The following is a 20,189-nucleotide window of genomic DNA, read 5'->3' as shown; positions in this document are numbered from 1 at the left end:
CCTCTTAACTTAATGCTTTATTTATGGCTTCCAACACCCGATCTGCTTGGAAAGGCTTCACGATAAAGTCTTTCGCCCCAGCTTGGATCGCATCGATGACCATCGCTTGTTGCCCCATTGCTGAGCACATAATGACCTTAGCTTGAGGATTGATCTTTTTAATTTCCTTTAATGCCGTGATTCCATCCATCTCTGGCATCGTGATATCCATCGTTACAAGGTCGGGATGTGTTTCTTTATATTTGTCCACCGCTTGTGCACCATCTGCTGCTTCGCCGACGATCTCAAATCCATTTTTAGACAAGATATCCTTAATCATCATTCTCATAAATGCTGCATCGTCCACTATTAAAATTCTATTCGCCATTATTTTCTCCCCCAAATTTATCTGATTTTATTTAATCGTTCACTTTGGCTCATGATATCCGTAACCCGGACACCAAAGTTTTCATCGATCACTACCACTTCACCTTTTGCTATCAATCGGCTGTTAACCAGGATATCGACTGGCTCTCCTGCCAATTTATCCAATTCGATGATCGAACCGGAGGAAAGCTCCAAAATATCCTTGACAGAACGCTTCGTTCTCCCCAGCTCCACCGTTACTTGCAGCGGAATATCCATCAGCATGCTTAGATTTTTCGATTCAGACTCTTGAAGCTGATGGGGCTGAAAACTAGTGAAGCTCGCAGGCTGCACATTCACCGGTGGACCTGCTGGTGCCGATGGGGCTCCAAAGTGCTGCGGCACATTCGGGCTTTGACTTGCCGGATGCGTTTGATAGCCGCCTTGCCCATAAGCGTCATTTTCCGGTGGTGGATTCATTCCCGTACTCTGGACACGTTCAGGCTCAGGTGAGGGGCTGTGTGTTGGCTGGCTAACTGGTTTTTCCAACTTCATATCGGCCTCTTCGTTTGTCCCATTCAATAGTTCAGAGACTAACCCTTTGGCGAATTCCAAAGGCAGCAGCTGCATGATGCTGGAATCGATTAACGTACCGACACGAAGACGGAATGAGATTTTTGCAAATAAATCTTCATTTGGTATCGCGTTTTCCCCTTCACCATTCAAAAAGTTAAGCAGGTCTATGCTTGGCGGGGAAATATCGACCTTTTTACTAAAAATGGTCGACATGGATGTCGCGGCCGAGCCCATCATTTGGTTCATCGCTTCCTGAACGGCACTCAACTGGATTTCCCCCAGCATATCTGATGGATTCAGCCCATCGCCACCAAGCATTAAATCGGCAATGATGGCCGCATCGCTTTGTTTGATGACGAGCATATTGATGCCTGAAAAACCTTCCGTATATTGCACCTGTATCGCTACATATGGATGCGGAAATTCACTAGCGATCTGGCCCCTCTCAATCAAGGTTACCGTCGGTGTCGTGATGTCCACTTTCTGGTTCAATAATGTGGATAAGGCCGTTGCCGAGCTTCCGAAAGAAATATTACCAATTTCACCGAGAGCGTCCAGTTCCATCATCGATAAATACTCGTCAATCGAAAGAGGGCTCACCTCATCTTCTATGTCACTTGTACCTTTTAAAAGGGCATCTATCTCGTCTTGCGAGAGCATTTCATCACTTATCATCTTCGTCTCCCCCTTTCAAAATATCAAGAATCTGGATGGCGTGCTTTTTACCTACTTTTCCTGGCTGTCCCCTATATTTAGGGATTCCTCCTACCTTTATCATCAAAGGTTCCTCGATCGCCTTATTTAAGTCAATCACATCACCAACATCCAGTAACAAAAAATCCTGGATGGTGATATCGGTAGAACCGAGCTCGGACACAATCGGAAGGTCAGCATTCCTGATCCGTTTTTCTAAAATCATGATTTCCTCAGGAATTTTCTCCTTCTGGGCAGTTTCCATCCAATAATGAGCTGATAGCTTTGGTATGATCGGCTCCAAAACCACATGTGGAATGCACACATTGATCATTCCGCTCGTTTCACCAATTTGTGTATTCAAGGAAATGACCACTACCGTATCATTGGGCGAGACCAATTGAAGGAATTGCGGGTTCACCTCGAACTCGGTCATCTCCGGCTCGATTTCAACAATCGTCCCCCAAGCCTCCTGCAAATTCTCAAAAGCCTTCTCGAATAAATTGGACATGATTTTCGTTTCTATTTCCGTTAAACTATCCACTTTGTTCACGCTTATGCCCCGTCCCCCCAACACTCGATCCATCATCGAATAGGCGATATTCGGGTTGACCTCAAGAATGATCCGGCCATCCAGAGGCGGCACCTCAAACACATTCAGGATCGTCATTTTAGGGATGGAACGGATAAACTCTTCATACGGGATTTGGTCTGCAGAAGCAACGGATATTTGAACATACGTCCTTAGCTGAGCTGAAAAGTAAGTGGTCAGCAACCTTGCAAAGTTCTCATGTATCCTGGTCAGGCTCCTGATTTGATCCTTTGAAAAACGGAGTGCCCTTTTGAAGTCATACACTTTCACTCTTTTTTCCAGTTCTTCTTTCTTTAAATCATCTGCATCCATTTCACCTGTTGAAATGGCCGATAGCAAAGCATCGATTTCATTTTGTGATAATATTTCCCCGGACATTAACATTCACCTCCAAAGCTTCCCCTTCTTATTTAATGAAGCAAGGTTGTCCTTATTGAAGAATCGAGGAGGTTATATAAACCTTTTCAACTTTTCCTTCTTCCATTAATTCATTCATTCTATCCTTTAATACATTTTGTAATTTTTCTTTACCTTTTTTACCGGTTAACTCTTCCGCTTTCATTTCGGACAGTTCAGTAATGATGATATTTTTCATCTGGAAATTTCTTTTTTCCAATTCTTCTTTTGCCTTTTTATTTTCGGTTTGGACCATAAATGAGATTTTGATATAATCATTGCCGTCAAGGTTCGTTGTTATTTCGGGAATTTCAACAGATGATTTGACGATTTCGTCAATGCTCGGTTTAGCTTCGGCAGATGTGGGCTCAGATAACTTTGTCACAACCACTACCGCTATGACACCTACCAGCGTGATGGCCACAAGTATGATCAATATTATGGTCATTAATTTTTTTTTCATGTTCCTTCCTCCACATCCTTCCTGAATCCAAGAATATTCACGGTACGATAAAATTGAATAATAGCTTCGACCATTTCCTCTTCCTTTTCAAGTACCACGATCTTTTTGCCATTTGTAAAAGAGATGGTCGTATCAGGCAATGATTCGATTGTGTCTATGTACAACGCATTGACGTGAAAGCATTTTCCATTGAGTCTTGTCACTTTGATAATGATATTTAGGAGCCAGAGCAATAAGCACCGGGCTCCTCCCTCCTTTAGCCTATCTTTTTAAATTAACCAATTCTTGTAATATCTCATCCGAAGTCGTGATGATCCTGGAATTCGATTGAAAACCCCGTTGGGCAACAATCATTTCCGTGAACTCTTCTGACAGATCGACATTGGACATTTCCAATGAACCTGAAGCGATCACACCGCGCCCCTCACCAGGGATATTGATGTTTGCCGTACCTGAGTTGATGGATTCCTGGAAAGTATTCCCTCCCTTTTTCGTCAAGCCTGATGAATTGGAAAACTTGGCAACAGCCAGCTGACCCAATGTAGTGATCAGACCGTTGGAATAAACGCCATTCACTTCCCCTGCCGAACCAATATTGAAGCTTTCCAGTTTTCCTTCTTTATTGCCATTCGGGTTGACTAATGCAGTTGTAGAGCCTTTGACTTGAGTGAGCTTTGAGAAATCAAAATCCAATTGAGCCCTTTGGACGCTTTCATCAGCCGCTGTATTCGTGTCATCCTCTTTGCCGCTTGTTATGTTAATCGTTTTGTTTGGCTGATTTTTGTCAGCGGCCACGAGCTGGCCATTCGCGTCGAAATTCAACGAAGTGAACGGTTTTGGTTTTGTGGCTGAAGTATCCCCAAGTGCAGCAGGCTCTTCATCAAAAACGTTCCATTTATTATCACTCGTCTTTTGGAAATAAATCGTGGCCGTCTGTTCCTTTCCCTTTCCATCCACCACTTTTATTTGCTGGCTGAATACGGAACCATCAATGGCGTCAGCAGCAAGATTTTCACTTACCGATATTTTCGTCGTGGTTACTGCAGGTAAGATGGCATTGACGTTAACGGCGACATCGCCGATGGTTTTCGACCGTTTCCCGTTTTCATCGACCTTGTAAGCCTGTACTTTCAAACCATTCGCATTTACTAGAGTACCGTTATCATCCAAATAAAAGTTTCCTGCCCGCGTATAGGAAAGTGCATCGCCTTGCTTGACCACAAAATAGCCATCGCCAGATATCCCCAAATCAAGATCCCGTCCGGTCGTTTGTAAGCTTGATTGAGTATGGATGGTATCAATCGTAGCAATCGTGGAGCCCAATCCGATTTGTTTCGAGTTAGTCCCACCCTTATTGGCTGTAGCTGCGCTTGCACCGGATATCGTTTGGTTCATCGCATCGCTGAATGTCACACGGCTTTTTTTGAAACCGTAAGTATTGACATTGGCGACGTTATTGCCGATAACATCCAATTTTGTTTGTAAGTTTTTTAATCCGCTTATTCCCGAATACATTGAACGAAGCATATTAAAGCTCCCCTTTCTTTTTGCGACCGCTTCCGTCATTCCACAGTCCAGACTTCCTATATTAGGTCCAGCCTACTATTCTATCAATCCAAAATGATGGTTCCATTAATGTTCGTGAAAATTTGCGCTGATGCTTCATCCCTATCCATGACCGTAATGACTTTGTTATTTTTCGTACTTATTATGAGCGCAGCATTATCCGTAATGACAGGAGATTCGGTCACACTCTTCTTTTTGGCCTCATCTGCTTTTACTTCTATTCCCCCCACATTTGCGGCGCTATTTGGATATTTCTTTCATTCACCCTCATTTGCGCATGTTTACTTATGGTCAATTTTTCAATAGGGGACACGGCGGCTTGAAAATGGTGCTGAAATCCTTGAGGGGTGATTTGCCTTTGGCGCAAAGGTAACTTTGGCTGTGACAACATCTGAGCGGGATTTGCTTGGAAACCAAGTTTATTCATTTCCCGCCCCTTTATGGTTTGGCAATTTCGGTCAGTTGCTCATAGGACAGCTTGGTTTTGCTTTCATCATCCACTTCTATTTGCAGCTTGCCTTTATTCATGGACACAGAGACAACGATTGCTGACGAATCCCCATTTTTTTCATCCTTCCAGCTTACCCGTTTCCCGATTAACTCGCTTGCCGCAGTTAGGCCTATCGAAGTCGTGCTTGTTTGTTCCATGGCGGAAATATTGGCCGGTGTAAGTTTTGTGCCATCTTCTAAAAGGAAATACACATTCTCGCCCTTATATTGAATGGATTTCACGATGCCTTTTCCTTCTTCTATCGCAAGGTTATCATCGCCCTCATCCAATTTATGCCACGTGACTTCTTTTCCGACAAAGGAGTTATAATTCATTAAACTATTTTGTTGATTGATCCCGATGATTTCATCCATTTTCGTCCCCAGATTCATCATCTGTTCGAGTGATGAAAATGTCGCCATCTGAGCAATGAATTCAGTATTGTCCATTGGACTTGAAGGATCTTGGTTTTGCAGCTGGGTGAGCAGCAATTTCAAAAAGTCATCTTTTCCTAATGCATCGCCCGTTTTTCTTTTGTCCTGTTGATTATTCGATAATAAAAGTGATGTATCGATGGTCGTCATTTTTTCACCTACACTTCCATATTTAGCAGAGCTTCAGCAAGGGTGCCTGTAAATTCGCCTTCTCCCTCATCGTTGCTTTCTTCCTTACGCTGCTGCCGCTCATGCCGGTCATCCGCATCCTTCTGTAAGAATTTCTCGGAACCGAAAGCGGTGAAGGCCTGGGAAATTTCAATTTTTTCGATTTGAATGCTTTGCCCGCTAAAAGCTTGCTTCAATCCATGAATCTGCTTCTCGAGCATATCCTTTGCCTGTGCAGTAGTGGCCAATATCCTTGCTGACAACAGCCCGTCCTTTTGGATCAATTCGATTCTCAAGGTTCCTAGATGTTCCGGATTCAACCGGATCAACAGCTTATTTACACCGTTATGCGCATTGAAATTAGCCTTGCCCAAAATATTTTCGAATTGCTTAACGAATTCTTCTTGGCTGACTGTTTGCTCCCCTTTGGAAACGGTCAGTACGAATTGTTCCAGCTTCGTCATGTTCAAAGGTATGCCTGGGCCTTGAAAGAGACCCCCATCCACGGTTTTTACAGCTAAACCGCTGCCGCTTTTAGTTTCCTTGCTTCCCTTCTCACTTGTTGAGAATGTCAAGAATGCGCTTTTTAGGATTTCACTTTGGTTAGTTCGTGCCGTACCCAAAATGTTGGTTTGATCAGGTTCAGGATTTGCTTTTTGCTGATGGGACAGCCATTTTTCCAGCTTGCCGGTCATCCCTTCAAGTAGGTTTTTCAGTTGCTTCTGGATGACCGCTTCATCTTGCGTCATCTCTTTATTCTCTGATAGCAAATCTTGGATTTTTACCAATTTCAATAAATTCGCCCCACCAGGGATGGGCAGCTTCTGCCATTCTTCTTCACTAAACACCGAGACTTTTTTTAGAAGGGTATATAGCTCCATGACATTGCCCGATACCAGGCTTTGAGATTTCAGGTCCAAATCATCTTGTTCTTGCTCTAAATCCAGCTCTTCTATGCTGGAAAGGAATTCCGAAAGACTATCTTCATTGTTTCCAGTTATTTTTTTTAGGACCTGCATAAGTTGGTTGCTTATATCTTCTTGGGTATTAACTGCACCCCCTTCAACAACTGCCTCTTCCTCATCGCCCATCAACGAGCCGCGTTTCAAAAAATCAAGCAATTCCCCTAATGCGGACAATCTTCCCTCAAAATCGTCAGGGCTTTCAGATGGAAGGGATGCTTCTGCCCCCGCAACAGATTGAAGGACTGAGCCAAAACCGGAATGGATTGGTTGGTTTTGCTTTGACGATATTTTTTGACCTGCCGATACAGACGGGAGAAAAGCATTAATGGCTGAATTCATCTATCCTAACCTCCCTCAACTTTCCTCTTGCGTGCTTTGTTCCGCAAGCCTCTTCGTTAACCTTGCGGCATCTGCAGTTGACATGTTCTCCAATACCTTGGCTAATGTGGCCGCCTTCATGCTTGAGAGAATTTTCAATGCGTCTTGATCATTCATTTCAGTAATGATTGGTGCAGACTTCTTAGGAGCCATCGTTTCATAGGTGCGGATGATATCTTTGAAAGCCTTGGCATTGCCACTCTGACTAACCTTGAGTTGATTCATTTCCAATTGAAGCTGCTGCTTTTCTGCTTCAGCCTTTTCAATGGTCTTGTCACGTGTATCGATGATGCCTTCAAGCTTGTCTATCTCTTTTTGCTTGTTTTCAATTTCCGTTTCCAATTTTTCAAGTTTGATTGAAACTTTCTCATCATCCCGGTCTGCATTTCCTTTTTCCTCATCCTTTTTTCCCGATTCAATGAAGGGAATTTTTGCGGACATTTCCTTGGCCTTATCCGCCACATTGACTCCTGCAACCGTTAAAACGACTAATGCTACAGTTACAGCAAAGATTAAAGGTATGAAAATGACAAGAAACCATTGAAACTTACTTATCTTGCTTTCTTCCAATTCTTCCATTCCATTAGATTCGATTTTTTTACGCATTCTATCACCTAACGCCTTTGCTTAAGAATTGGCGGATTGATATTTCATCCATTTGTTTATTCTCAGCTTCCTTTATGACATCGAGGAATTTAAGAAAATCATTTTCTTTCATTTTTTCGTACTTTTTCACTTCAATATTTCTTTCCATAAGAGCATCCCGTTGAAAATTCATCTTGTAACGCGATTCAATGACTTCCTGTTGGCAATGGCTCACCAGTATCTCCAGATTATCCATGAATAACTGATGATGACGAATCTCCTGGATCGATAAACCATTTCGCAGCTTTTCCTGCTGAAAGTCAAGCAACTCTTCTTTTTTCTTCAAGAGACGATATAATTTTTCTGCCACTTCTTCAAATCGTTTTACAGCAGCATTATATTTAGCCAATGCATCGTTTTTTTCCTTTTCCTTAATGGTCAGGATCTTCTCGAATTTATATTGATAAATCATGACTGATCACCTTTCTCCATCAATCCGACCAGGGCATTGATGCTATCATCCTTGGCCGCCTTTTCATGAGTCCCCTGCTTTAAGAAAGAGATGATTTCCGGATAGCGCGTAATCGAGTCATCAATTTGTTTTGATGATCCTCTTTTATAAGCACCTATATTGATCAAATCTTCCGACTCCATATAAGTTGATAAGTTTGCCCGCAGTTTTTCTGCGGATTCCTTATGCCTATCTTGAGCAATGTTATTCATGACCCGACTGATGCTCTTTAAGATGTTGATCGCGGGAAATTGTCCTTTATTGGCTAAATCTCGGTCAAGTATGAAGTGACCATCCAAGATCCCCCTCACTGCATCGGCAATCGGCTCATTCATGTCATCACCATCGACTAGAACCGTATAAAAAGCTGTAATCGTTCCTAACTGATTTGTCCCAGTCCTTTCCAAAAGCCTAGGCAAAATGGCGAAAACGGATGGAGTATACCCCTTGGTCGTTGGTGGTTCGCCAATGGCAAGCCCAATTTCCCTCTGGGCCATTGCAACCCTTGTGACCGAGTCCATCATCAGCATTACGTTCAATCCTTTATCACGGAAATATTCGGCTATTGCCGTTGCCGTCAATGCTCCTTTTATCCTCATCAACGCCGGCTGATCGGAAGTCGCAACAACAACGATCGATCGCGCCAATCCTTCTGGACCGAGATCCTTTTCGATGAATTCACGAACTTCACGGCCACGTTCACCCACAAGGCCGATTACGTTTATATCAGCGGTCGTATTCCTTGCCACCATGCCAAGCAGTGTACTCTTCCCGACACCGCTACCTGCGAAGATGCCCACTCGCTGACCTTTTCCGACGGTCAATAAACTATCAATCACCCTTACACCTACATCTATCTGCTCATGAATGGGGGGCCGTTTCATCGGATTGGGCGGATCTTGATCAACCGGAACGGTAGCGAGGCCTTTCGGGAGCAGGGAATCATCAATTGGCTGCCCCAATGGATCTACCACTTTGCCAATCAAGCTGCTGCCAACCTTTATCTCCAGGCTCCGCCCGCTCCCTTCAACCATGCACCCCGGGGCTATATCACTAACTGCCGTAAATGGCATTAAGATGACCATCTCATCACGAAACCCGACGACTTCCGCCAATATTCGATTTTTCTTTTTTTGCATGCCCGTATAGATATAGCAAACATCACCTACAGAGCTTTCAGGGCCTTGAGATTCTATCATTAACCCGACGACCCGTTTGACCCGTCCATAATGTTTGTATGGATCGACTTCTTCGACCAAGGGCAATAGATCCAAAGCTTTCATTTTTGCTCCCCTTCCAGCAATTCAGTTAGTTTCGTTTTGATTACCTCCAGCTGACTATCGACGCTTGCATCGATCCTTCCCTTTTCGGATTCGATAATACAGCTGCTTTCTTCCAGCTCATCATCGGGAAAGATATACAGCTCCGTATCCCTCGGAAAGATCGCGATCAATTCTTCCTTGTGGGAAAGAATCGATTGATAGTGAACAGGATGGATGTGCAATTGCACTTCCCGGTAATCCCGCACCTCTTTGACCGCGTTCTTGACGATCGATAGAAAGGACGCATCATCTTTTTCAATCTCGTTTCCGATAATTTTCGCCGCCACCTTCATGGCAAGGTCCAAAATTACGGTTTCCGAGGATTCGATATGCTGGCGATAATCTTTTTTTGAAGATTCCACCACGTCTTTCGCATAGGCGACTTCACCTGCGATTTCGTTATAGCCCTTTTGGATGCCATCTTCGACACCTTGCTGATAGCCTTCTTTTTGGGCTTGTTCAATATACATCAGCTTTTCTTCGTTTTCCCAATTCTCACGTTCCTTCTGAATACCGGCAGCAATCGCTTGCGCTTGTTGCTGAGCCTCCAGTAATAACAATTCAGCTTCCTGTTTGGCATGATTCAGGAAATCAAAAGATTGAGTATGGTGAAGACCTTGCCCCTCATCCTCATTGCCCGCTTGAAAAAAGTCGAAAGGACGCACCTTTATCGTGACCTTTCTACTGTCCTCTTGTTGTGCCTGCCGGGATTTTATGATCCTAGACAATGATATCATCCCCTCCGCCGCGGGCAATCACAATTTCTCCAGTTTCTTCCAAACGGCGGATGACCGCAACGATTCTTGATTGGGCTTCTTCAACATCACGCAAACGCACAGGTCCCATATACTCCATTTCTTCCTGGAACGTTTCGACCATCCGTTTTGACATATTTCGGAAAACGATTTCCTTTACTTCATCACTTGCCACTTTAAGGGAAAGTTTAAGGTCCTCGTTTTCGGATTCTCTGACCACACGCTGAATCGCTCTGCCATCAAGGGTCACGATATCTTCGAAAACAAACATCCGTTTCTTGATTTCTTCTGCAAGCTCCGGATCCTGAATTTCGAGGGCATCCAAGATCGTTCGTTCCGTTGAGCGATCCACACCATTCAATACATCGACAACCGCCTCTACTCCACCGGTCTGCGTATAATCTTGAGTCACGGTCGCAGACAGCTTCCTTTCGAGTATTTGCTCCACTTCATTGATGATTTCCGGAGAGGTGCTATCCATTAAAGCTATCCTTCTCGCAATATCGGCCTGTACCTCTTGCGGGAGCTCAGACAATATTTGTCCAGCTTGTGCCGGGTCAAGGTACGACAGGATCAATGCAATGGTCTGCGGATGTTCATTCTGGATGAAGTTCAATATTTGGCCTGGATCTGCCTTTCTTGCAAAGTCGAACGGCCGTACCTGTAAAGAAGATGTCAACCGGTTAATGATGGCCGCTGCCTGATCGGATCCCAACGCCTTTTCAAGCACTTGCTTTGCATACCCTATCCCGCCTTGGGAAATATAATCCTGGGCCAAAGCAATGTTGTGGAATTCCTCAAGAATCTCCTCTTTATCATGCGATTCCACTTTTCTCACTCCCGAGATTTCAAGGGTCAACCTCTCAATTTCCTCTTCGGAAAGATGCTTATATACGGATGCAGAAACATCCGGGCCTAATGAAATAAGGAGGATGGCGGCTTTCTGCTTACCAGTCAATCCGGCCTTTTTCTTTCTGTCTGTCACTTGCCCAGCCTCCTAATCTTCCGCTATCCAGCTTCTTAATAATTTTGCGAATTCATCTGGTTTTTCTTTTGCAAGTTTCTCCAGTTGTTTTCTCTTTAAAGATGCTTCCGTTTCTTTTTCCTTGTTCAAATCCGGTACATCGAATACGACCTCTTCCTCTTCCACCACATATTCCTCTTCCATTTCGGATTGCCTGCGGGAACGGAAGAATAAGATTAAGAGAATGATAATGACAAGTATCAGCACTCCTCCGACTATGTAAGCCCACATTGGCAACGAAGAATTTGCTTCCTCTTTCGGCAGTTTCATTTTCCCGTTGAACGGTTGAACAGAAATCGCTATTTTATTCGTCAGCTCTTCGTCCGTCAGCTCTTCCCCTTCAGCCTTTTTCTCGATTGTCGTGCGGATTATCGTACCGAGAATCTGGGTGATATCATCCACACTCTGTTGAGATAAAGAATTGGGGTCGTTTGCCTTCGGCGGCTCGACCATGACCTGTATGCCCAAGTCCTTCACTTTATAAGGACTACCAACTATTTCCTTCTTGATCCGGTTCACTTCACTATTTATCTTTTCATCCACTTTTTCATAATCACCGGATCCGTTATCTCCTGATGAGTAAGATCCCAATGAATCTGAGGAGTCCTCACTTTGCGGAACGCCCCCGGCAGCCGCTTCATCCCCGCTATACGACTCATTGATCCTTTGTGCGGAAATCTCGATTCCGGCCATATTTTCTTTGTCGACCGGTTCCACTAAATTCTCTTCCAGGTTTTCTTGTGTGAAATCGATGTCCGTCGTGACGGAAACGACCACTTTATCCCGGCCCATTATCGTTCCGAGCATATTTTGCACTTGCCTTTGAATATCACGTTCTATTTCTTTTTTTATCTCGTTTTGAGAAGCAAATGCCGACGCGAAAGAAGAATTTTCATTTTTCAGGTCATAATACTCAAAGTCTTGGTTCATGATGACGATATTATCGGTAGGGAGGTTCGGGACGCTTTTCGAAACAAGATGATAAAGCGAATTGATTTGGCTTTCTTCAAATTTATATCCCGCCTTCGTATTCAGCACTATGGATGCCGAAGCTTCTCCCGCTGCATCACTTACAAATACACCTTTATCAGGAAGCGTGATCATCACGCTTGCATCCTGTACACCATCTATTTTCTTAATTAAACTGGCAAGCTCCGTTTGCATCGAGTCCAATTTAATGACATTGAATTCATTTTCGGTCATCCCGATTCCAGCACTTTGACTAAAAAATGAATAGTCGATATTGCCCGAATCAGGAATTCCTTCAGCTGCCAATTCCACTTTAAGCGTATCCACGCTTTCTTCAGGAACTTTTATCGTCGTACCATTTTCCGTAATTTCATTTTTGATTCCTTGACTGTCTAAGTTCTCTTTGATGCTCCCCGTTTCCGAAGGAGTTAGATTGGAATATAAGGGCACCAGCGTCGTGCGCGTGGTCAGGATCGAAACGGCCGAAATGATGATGATCAATAAAGCGGCGGAACCAATCATCATCATTTTTTGCTTTTTACTCCGGCTCGTCCAGTAGGCAGTTATTTTATTTTTTATATTCATTAGTGCATCATTCATTTAAATCCCCCGGTCAGTCTATGAATTTATGATGGGGGATGCATATCCCCCTGGTCATTTTTTCTCTATATAAATGAGGTTTTAAAAAATGAATGCTAGATACTCATTCTCATCATTTCCTGGTAGGCTTCAACCACCTTATTCCGAACCTCTAATGTAGCCTGCATCGTAATGCTGGCTTTTTGTGAAGCTATCATCACCGAATGAAGCTCAACATCTTCTCCATTCACCAGTTTAGTCGTCAGGTCATCTGATGCCACCTGTGTTTCATTAACTTTATTCATTGATTCTTTTAAGACGGACGCAAAATTTTGCTGTGCTTCGTATGGTGTATTAATCTTGCTTTGTTCTTTTTTCAGTACATTCCCGGCATTGCTGACAGGCGATAGCGAAATCCCCTCCACATCAACACTCTCCATTCATTTTTTTATTTGCCTATTTCCAACGCCTTCATCATCATTCCCTTTGAGGCATTCAACACGGTCACATTTGCCTCGTATGAGCGCGTGACACTCATTAAATCCACCATTTCCCTTAGTGGATCGACATTTGGCATTTCAACGTATCCATCTTCATTGGCATCTGGATGATCGGGATTATAATCCAGTTTATAGGGTGTTTGATCTTTTACGATTTCCGTCACCTTGACACCATTTCCAACCCCGCTCGTTTTTTGGGATGCGGCGTTTAGGAAACTGGAAAAACCCTCTTCCTTGCTTTGCAGCACGACCGCTTTTCTTGTGTATGGCTTCCATGATTTCGTTTCCGCATCATATTCGCCTCTGGTGGTTTCGGCATTAGCCATATTTGCAGAGATTACATCCATCCTTAACCGCTGACTGGTCAGGCTGGAGCCGGTCATATTTATACTTTGGAAAATCCCCATCACTTACCTCCCTTAATTACATTCTCCAATGATTTGAACTTACCTGATAGCCTATCGGATACGGCATTGTAATAAATTTGATTGGCCGCAAGATCCGTCATTTCCTTATCTACGTCCACGCTATTGCCATTATTGTTGTATTGGACATTTTTCTTTGTCACGATTGTTGATCCCTGACTGTCTTCAGGGGTGAAGGCAAGATGCCTGACATCTGTTCGATATGATTCTAGTGAAGATTCGAGCTCCGCTTTAAAAGATTGTGTTTTATCGACCTCTTTAGCTTTATAGTTAGGCGTATCCGAATTCGCTATGTTCTGTGAAATGACTTTTTGTTTTGTATTAGAATAATCAAGAGCATTTTCAAGTGATCGAAAAGTATTTGAAAATAGTTCCATACCATTCACCTCTTTCTATTTATAACAAATAATTACTTTTTCATTAAATTAATCCATTGCGTTCATGGTTTAATTTTAAAGAAACAAAATAACTATGTCTATAAACTATACGCAGACTTTAGTCCTATTATAGTCGAAAAATGTCACAAAATGCTCAAATTTGACGATTTTCATAGGATTATTCAAGGTATAATATTACGGTTTATTACATTTTGTTATGGTATTCTACATTTTAACCAAATTTTACTTCTATTAGCTTATTTATCATATCGAAAAACGTATCCATATACCTGATACTTTAGAACTAATTTTTAAATAAATTCAAAGTAATTTTTTCCATTTCTCACACCTAACCCTTTTACCAGCAAGGAATTCATCAAAAAATACAAGTTATCCATCTATTCAGTTTTTTAAAAAAAAGAGAGAGTTAAACATCGTCCATCCATTCGACAAATTCGGCAAACGGCTGAAAACCGAATCTGCTTTGAAGGGAAGTTCAAAAAACCAACTCTTCAATCAAAAGTATCGACTGTCCGTTAGTTGAGTAGTTATAATAATATAATTACCCTTTTCAAGAGAAATTTAACTGTCCGATTGGGAAAACACCCCTATTTTCACATTATCCTCAAGGTTCGGTAATCCGAAATACCTCTTTTTTTATAACTGTAGTCAAATGGTATACTCGCAACATGTAAAATCCAAGCGAATTTGTTGCGAGAGCCAAATCAAATCAAAAAAAAATGCAGGCGAACCCGGTCTTCATCGAGTTCGTCTACATTTTGAAGCAGCCTTTTTGCAAGGATTGCCTTTTTGGTAATTAATTATTTTTAAGTTTTTCTAATTCTAGCAGGAATTTATCGTTCAATACTTTGATATAAGTTCCTTTCATTCCAAGGGAACGTGATTCAATGACTCCTGCACTTTCCAATTTCCTTAGTGCGTTAACGATTACTGAACGGGTGATACCTACGCGATCTGCAATTTTAGATGCTACGAGCAGACCTTCATTTCCTTTTAGCTCTTCGAAAATGTGCTCGATAGCTTCCAATTCACTATAAGATAACGAGGAAATCGCCATTTGAACGACAGCCTTACTGCGAGCTTCCTCTTCAATCTCTTCTGATTTCTCACGAAGAATTTCCATACCGACTACAGTCGCACCATACTCGGCTAAAATTAAATCGTCATCGTGGAATTTTTCTTGTAAACGGGCAAGAACCAAAGTTCCTAAACGCTCTCCTCCACCCATGATTGGTACGATTGTTGTTAAGCCCGTTTTGAAAAGCTCTTTGTTTTCCACTGGAAACGCAGTATATTCGCTCTCAATATCAAGATTCGAAGATGTTTCAGGAATATTGAACAAATTGTTTGTGTACACTTCAGGGAATTGTTTATCTTCCAACATCTTGTACATGCGCTCATTTTCGATTTGCTGACTTACAGCTATTCCCAATAATTTCCCGCGGCGGCTGACGACGAATACATTTGCTTCAATAACTTCACTCAAGCTTTCTGCCATTTCTTTAAAGTTAACGGCTTTACCGGCTGCCTTTTGGAGCATTGCATTGATTTTTCTTGTTTTTGCTAATAAATTCATTTGATTTGTTCCTCCTAAAAATACCATGGTTCACATAACTATGAAGTTGTATTTCCGTAATTGTATGTTCATTACATCGGCAAATGTTTGCCATTGTTTCGTTCTTAAAGGATAAACTGACTTAAATCTTTATTCCGTGCGATAGAACCCAGCTTCCCTTCGACATATTGTGGTGTAATCGTAATCTTCTCCATTGTGATCTCGGGAGCTTCAAACGACAGGTCTTCAAGCAACCGTTCCAAAATGGTATGAAGCCGTCTTGCACCAATATTATCTGTATTTTGATTTACTTCGAAGGCCACTTCAGCTATCTTACGAACAGCATCGTCAGAAAATTCAATTTCTATACCTTCAGTTTCCAACAAAGCAACATATTGTTTTAACAATGCATTATCAGGTTCATGGAGAATCCGCACAAAGTCATCAACGGTCAGTTTGTTCAATTCCACCCGGATTGGAAATCTCCCCTGCAGTTCCGGGATAAGATCGGATGGCTTCGCAATATGGAAGGCGCCTGCCGCAATGAACAGGACATGATCCGTCTTTACGGAACCATACTTCGTCACGACCGTCGAGCCTTCTACTATAGGTAATATATCCCTTTGAACACCTTCCCTGGAGACATCGGCTGAAGAGCTTCCAGACTGCTTGCTGGCGATTTTGTCGATTTCATCGATAAAGATGATCCCGTTTTGCTCAGCACCGTAAACGGCTTCAGAGGTGACATCATCCATATCAATCAATTTGCCCGCTTCTTCATTTGTTAAAACGATTCTTGCCTCACTTACTTTCAATTTGCGCTTTTTGCTTTTTTTCGGCATCAAGCTGCCTAAAGCGTCTTGCATATTCATCCCCATTTGTTCCATTCCCGAACCTTGGAGCATATCAAACATTGAAGCAGCCTGCTCTTCCACTTCAACCGTGATCATTTCACTTTCGAGCTCACCATTAGCAAGCTTTGCAGCGACGATTTTTCTTTTTTCCTGCAAACTTAAATCTTCGGAATTTTCTTCCGGGTCCTGTTCATCTTGATTGCTATTGCCGCCAAAAAAGACTTCAAGGGGGTTTTTGAAATTACTCTGTTTTTTCGCAGATGGCACCAATAGCTCAATTAAACGGCGGTTGGCATTTTCTTCGGCACGTTCTTTTACGCTGGCCATCTTTTCTTCCTTCACGAGGCGGACGGAAGTCTCCACCAAATCTCGGACCATGGATTCTACATCCCGTCCGACATATCCGACTTCCGTAAATTTCGTTGCTTCAACTTTTACAAAAGGAGCACCTACCAATTTAGCCATTCTCCGAGCTATTTCTGTTTTCCCGACTCCTGTCGGTCCAATCATTAATATGTTTTTCGGAACGACTTCATCACGAAGTTGATCCGAGAGAAGGGAACGTCGGTAGCGATTGCGAAGAGCCACTGCCACTGCCCGTTTTGCATCACGCTGCCCCACGATATACTGATCCAGTTTTTCGACGATTTGCCTCGGTGTTAAATTAGCTTTATTTGACATTTGCGCTCCTCCTTACAACTCTTCCACGATTATGTTCGTATTCGTAAATACACAAATTTCCGCTGCAATTTGTAAAGATGATTGGGCAATTTCCTTTGCAGATAAATGCTCACTGGAGAATCGCATCAATGCCCTGCCGGCAGCAAGTGCATAGTTGCCCCCTGATCCGATGGCGAGAATCCCGTCATCAGGTTCTATGACTTCCCCGGTACCGGAAACGAGGAGCAAATGGTCCTTATCCATGACGACAAGCATGGCTTCGAGCTTTCTCAATACATTGTCACTTCTCCATTGTTTTGCCATTTCGACGGCAGCACGCTGGAGGTTGCCATTATACTCTTCAAGCTTTGCTTCGAACATCTCAAATAAGGTGAATGCATCTGCAACAGAGCCTGCGAAACCTGCAAGGACATTACCATTGAAGATTTTCCTGACTTTTCTTGCTGTATGCTTCATCACTACTGAATTTCCTAACGTAACCTGCCCATCACCGGACATGGCGCATTCACCTTTATGATGCACTGCAAATATCGTTGTCATAAAGTGTCCCCTTTCAACATTTAAGCCCGTGGATGTGTTGCATTATAGACTTTTTTTAATTGGTCTTTTGTAACATGCGTATACACTTGCGTTGATGAAATTTTGGAATGACCAAGCAATTCCTGAACGGTACGAATATCCGCCCCATTATTCAATAGATGGGTTGCAAATGAATGCCTTAGCATATGGGGATGAAGACTTCCCTCCGCGGCTGACTTTTTAATCAATTCATTTAATATATAGCGAACTCCCCTAGGTGTCAGAGGGTCTCCACGAAAATTAACGAATAAATAAACATGCGCCTTGGCGTCAGACGAAGTCAATTCCATCCTGGCTGTACGTATGTATAACTCTATCGCTTCTTGAGCATATTTACCAACCGGAACGTAGCGATCTTTTTTCCCCTTCCCATGCACCAGTACTGTACCAAGGGACAGATCGATATCGTGCAGCTTAATCTCACAACATTCACTTACGCGAATGCCAGTGGCATACAGTAATTCCAGTAAAGCATTGTTCCTTTTTCCTATCGGTGAATCTTTATTTAAAGAAGAAAACAACTGTTCCATTTCCTTCTCATAAAGAAATCTTGGCAGTTTTTGATCCTTTTTAGGCAAAGAAACAAGGGAAAAAGGATTATCCTTCACATCGCCTTCACGTAATAAGAATTTATAAAAGCTCCGCAGGCAAGAAGTTTTCCTTGCTACTGTGCGCTTAGAAAGGTTTTTCTCATATAAACTCGTTAAAAACAACCGGACATCAAAATATTCAACAGAGGTGATATCCGTCATTCCCTGTTCATCAAGGAACAGGAAAAATTCGAGAATATCACGTTTGTAATTTTCAATGGTGTAATGTGAACTGTTTTTTTCAATTTGTAAATATTCGATGAAGGATGATAATGCCTTTTTTTGATTCATCATGGAAACACCTCGCAAAGGCTAATAAATAGTATCATACTTTAAAACGGCAGGCAAATATTTTACAAATTTTTCACAAAGTTCTGAATTGTGTCCAAAGCGCGCTTAGCATGCGTTTCGTTCCGTTCTTTTTTCGATTTGATCCTCACTTCAAGGTCCGGAAGCAGTCCAAAGTTCGCGTTCATCGGCTGGAAGCTTTTTCCGTTTGTGGATGTTATGTACCTTGCCATGCTCCCCATTGTCGTCTCGGCAGGGAAAACGGCAGGGTCCTGGCCTTGGACGATTCTTGCTGCATTTATACCTGCTACCAGTCCTGATGCTGCGGATTCAACATACCCTTCGACACCAGTCATCTGACCGGCAAAGAACAAATCATCCCTATTTTTGAATTGGTACGTAGGTTTCAGGACGTTAGGAGAATTTATGAACGTATTGCGGTGCATAACTCCATAACGTACAATTTCCGCATTTTCCAATCCAGGGATGAGCCTTAACACTTCTTTTTGCGGGCCCCATTTTAAATGTGTCTGAAAACCAACAATATTATATAGTGTGCCTGCTGCATCGTCTTGACGCAATTGGACGACAGCGAAAGGACGTTTTCCTGTTTTGGGATCTTCCAAGCCAACTGGCTTTAATGGACCGAATAACATGGTTTTCTTCCCGCGCGATGCCATCACTTCAATCGGCATACATCCCTCAAAAAAGATTTCTTTTTCAAATTCTTTTAGCGGAACCGTTTCAGCAGAAATCAACGCTTCATAAAAGCGATCAAATTCCTCCTCTGTCATCGGACAGTTCAAGTAAGCAGCTTCGCCTTTATCATAACGGGATTTTAGATATACCTTATCCATGTCGATGCTGTCCTTTTCAAGAATAGGAGCGGCTGCATCATAGAAGTATAAGTATTCTTCGTCCATGATTTGCTTTAAGCTGTCGGATAGGGACTGACTTGTAAGCGGACCTGTTGCAATGATGGTGGGCCCATCGGGGATCTCTGTTACCTCTTCATTAATGACCGTTACATTGGGATGATTCTTCACCCTTTCCGTTACAAGTCCGGCAAATTCATGACGATCGACTGCCAGTGCGCCGCCTGCAGGTACAGCACAGGCATCTGCTGCGGACATGATGACCGAATCAAGCATGCGCATTTCTTCTTTTAATACTCCGACTGCATTTGTTAGCGTATTTGCCCGAAGTGAGTTGGAACAAACAAGTTCAGCGAATTTATCGGTATGATGGGCTGGCGTTTGTTTTACCGGACGCATTTCGTATAGATCCACTTTAATTCCTCTTTTAGCTAACTGCCAAGCCGCTTCACTTCCAGCAAGCCCCGCACCGATAACACTTACTTTTGTTTCTTTCATTTTTTTGAACCTCCATGTATAGATATGATAAGACAGGATCATTTATCATTAAAATTGCATTCATAAGCGTTTCATTTTTAACGATATCTATGTATTTATACTAAGAAATACCTACTCCTGCTAACGATAATTATA

General features: G+C 42.6%; 24 protein-coding genes. All 24 read right to left on the bottom strand.

The genetic code is table 11. The annotated features are described in order from the left end of the window. Positions 1-4: 4 nt before the first annotated feature. The gene (locus CVN76_RS29440) at positions 5-367 is read right to left on the bottom strand and encodes a response regulator (RefSeq protein ID WP_061144628.1); all 363 of its coding nucleotides are present in this window, start codon (positions 365-367) and stop codon (positions 5-7) included. Positions 368-384: 17 nt separating this feature from the next. Beyond that, on the bottom strand, positions 385-1,596 hold the full coding sequence (gene fliY, locus CVN76_RS29435) for a flagellar motor switch phosphatase FliY (protein ID WP_100534102.1): 1,212 nt from the start codon (positions 1,594-1,596) through the stop codon (positions 385-387). Continuing rightward, positions 1,586-2,584: a flagellar motor switch protein FliM gene (fliM, locus tag CVN76_RS29430; RefSeq protein ID WP_100534101.1), complete on the bottom strand. Its 999-nt coding sequence runs from the start codon at positions 2,582-2,584 to the stop codon at positions 1,586-1,588. Before fliM ends, fliY begins: the two co-directional genes overlap by 11 nt. A 52-nt stretch (positions 2,585-2,636) precedes the next feature. Beyond that, positions 2,637-3,065: a flagellar basal body-associated protein FliL gene (gene fliL, locus CVN76_RS29425; RefSeq protein ID WP_061144625.1), complete on the bottom strand. Its 429-nt coding sequence runs from the start codon at positions 3,063-3,065 to the stop codon at positions 2,637-2,639. After that, entirely contained in the window at positions 3,062-3,277 is a 216-nt protein-coding gene (locus CVN76_RS29420; protein WP_100534238.1) for a flagellar FlbD family protein, read from the bottom strand. The genes fliL and CVN76_RS29420 overlap by 4 nt, the downstream gene beginning before the upstream one ends. 49 nt (positions 3,278-3,326) lie before the next feature. Continuing rightward, positions 3,327-4,592, bottom strand: a complete 1,266-nt coding sequence (locus tag CVN76_RS29415; RefSeq protein ID WP_100534237.1) for a flagellar hook protein FlgE — start codon at positions 4,590-4,592, stop codon at positions 3,327-3,329. 83 nt (positions 4,593-4,675) lie between these two features. After that, entirely contained in the window at positions 4,676-4,861 is a 186-nt protein-coding gene (locus tag CVN76_RS32020) for a hypothetical protein (protein WP_232732506.1), read from the bottom strand. Beyond that, positions 4,849-5,058 (bottom strand): hypothetical protein, encoded by a 210-nt coding sequence (locus tag CVN76_RS32015; protein WP_232732505.1) that lies wholly within the window; start codon positions 5,056-5,058, stop codon positions 4,849-4,851. Before CVN76_RS32015 ends, CVN76_RS32020 begins: the two co-directional genes overlap by 13 nt. Positions 5,059-5,069: 11 nt before the next feature. Beyond that, on the bottom strand, positions 5,070-5,705 hold the full coding sequence (gene flgD / locus CVN76_RS29405) for a flagellar hook assembly protein FlgD (protein ID WP_100534100.1): 636 nt from the start codon (positions 5,703-5,705) through the stop codon (positions 5,070-5,072). An 8-nt stretch (positions 5,706-5,713) separates the two neighbouring features. After that, positions 5,714-7,027, bottom strand: coding sequence for a flagellar hook-length control protein FliK (locus CVN76_RS29400; RefSeq protein WP_100534099.1), 1,314 nt, complete (start codon positions 7,025-7,027; stop codon positions 5,714-5,716). A gap of 15 nt (positions 7,028-7,042) precedes the next feature. Then, positions 7,043-7,672: a MotE family protein gene (locus CVN76_RS29395; protein WP_100534098.1), complete on the bottom strand. Its 630-nt coding sequence runs from the start codon at positions 7,670-7,672 to the stop codon at positions 7,043-7,045. A 4-nt stretch (positions 7,673-7,676) separates the two neighbouring features. Continuing rightward, on the bottom strand, positions 7,677-8,123 hold the full coding sequence (gene fliJ, locus CVN76_RS29390) for a flagellar export protein FliJ (protein ID WP_061144620.1): 447 nt from the start codon (positions 8,121-8,123) through the stop codon (positions 7,677-7,679). Continuing rightward, positions 8,120-9,445 carry a flagellar protein export ATPase FliI gene (fliI, locus tag CVN76_RS29385; RefSeq protein ID WP_100534097.1) on the bottom strand — a complete coding sequence of 442 codons (1,326 nt, stop codon included), beginning with the start codon at positions 9,443-9,445 and terminating at the stop codon, positions 8,120-8,122. Before fliI ends, fliJ begins: the two co-directional genes overlap by 4 nt. After that, entirely contained in the window at positions 9,442-10,212 is a 771-nt protein-coding gene (gene fliH / locus CVN76_RS29380) for a flagellar assembly protein FliH (protein ID WP_157805834.1), read from the bottom strand. The genes fliI and fliH overlap by 4 nt, the downstream gene beginning before the upstream one ends. Next, on the bottom strand, positions 10,205-11,224 hold the full coding sequence (fliG, locus tag CVN76_RS29375; RefSeq protein ID WP_061144617.1) for a flagellar motor switch protein FliG: 1,020 nt from the start codon (positions 11,222-11,224) through the stop codon (positions 10,205-10,207). The genes fliH and fliG overlap by 8 nt, the downstream gene beginning before the upstream one ends. Before the next feature lie 12 nt (positions 11,225-11,236). Then, positions 11,237-12,832 (bottom strand): flagellar basal-body MS-ring/collar protein FliF, encoded by a 1,596-nt coding sequence (fliF, locus tag CVN76_RS29370; RefSeq protein ID WP_100534095.1) that lies wholly within the window; start codon positions 12,830-12,832, stop codon positions 11,237-11,239. Positions 12,833-12,927: 95 nt separating this feature from the next. Further along, complete coding sequence (fliE, locus tag CVN76_RS29365) at positions 12,928-13,236, bottom strand: flagellar hook-basal body complex protein FliE (protein ID WP_232732504.1); 309 nt, start codon at positions 13,234-13,236, stop codon at positions 12,928-12,930. 23 nt (positions 13,237-13,259) lie between these two features. Then, the gene (gene flgC, locus CVN76_RS29360; RefSeq protein ID WP_100534094.1) at positions 13,260-13,718 is read right to left on the bottom strand and encodes a flagellar basal body rod protein FlgC; all 459 of its coding nucleotides are present in this window, start codon (positions 13,716-13,718) and stop codon (positions 13,260-13,262) included. Continuing rightward, positions 13,718-14,113 (bottom strand): flagellar basal body rod protein FlgB, encoded by a 396-nt coding sequence (gene flgB, locus CVN76_RS29355; protein WP_061144613.1) that lies wholly within the window; start codon positions 14,111-14,113, stop codon positions 13,718-13,720. The genes flgC and flgB overlap by 1 nt, the downstream gene beginning before the upstream one ends. Before the next feature lie 817 nt (positions 14,114-14,930). Beyond that, positions 14,931-15,710 (bottom strand): GTP-sensing pleiotropic transcriptional regulator CodY, encoded by a 780-nt coding sequence (codY, locus tag CVN76_RS29350; protein ID WP_057913419.1) that lies wholly within the window; start codon positions 15,708-15,710, stop codon positions 14,931-14,933. A 104-nt stretch (positions 15,711-15,814) separates the two neighbouring features. Next, complete coding sequence (gene hslU / locus CVN76_RS29345) at positions 15,815-17,224, bottom strand: HslU--HslV peptidase ATPase subunit (protein WP_061144612.1); 1,410 nt, start codon at positions 17,222-17,224, stop codon at positions 15,815-15,817. Positions 17,225-17,236: 12 nt separating this feature from the next. Next, a complete protein-coding gene (gene hslV, locus CVN76_RS29340; RefSeq protein ID WP_057913421.1) occupies positions 17,237-17,764 on the bottom strand; it encodes an HslVU peptidase proteolytic subunit in 528 nt (175 codons plus the stop codon). A 20-nt stretch (positions 17,765-17,784) separates the two neighbouring features. Then, entirely contained in the window at positions 17,785-18,687 is a 903-nt protein-coding gene (xerC, locus tag CVN76_RS29335; protein WP_100534093.1) for a tyrosine recombinase XerC, read from the bottom strand. A 59-nt stretch (positions 18,688-18,746) separates the two neighbouring features. Then, the gene (trmFO, locus tag CVN76_RS29330) at positions 18,747-20,054 is read right to left on the bottom strand and encodes an FADH(2)-oxidizing methylenetetrahydrofolate--tRNA-(uracil(54)-C(5))-methyltransferase TrmFO (protein ID WP_100534092.1); all 1,308 of its coding nucleotides are present in this window, start codon (positions 20,052-20,054) and stop codon (positions 18,747-18,749) included. Between the last annotated feature and the right edge of the window lie 135 nt (positions 20,055-20,189).

It is taken from the genome of Bacillus sp. mrc49 (assembly GCF_002803435.1).
This window is presented reverse-complemented; position numbering and strand designations above follow the sequence as displayed.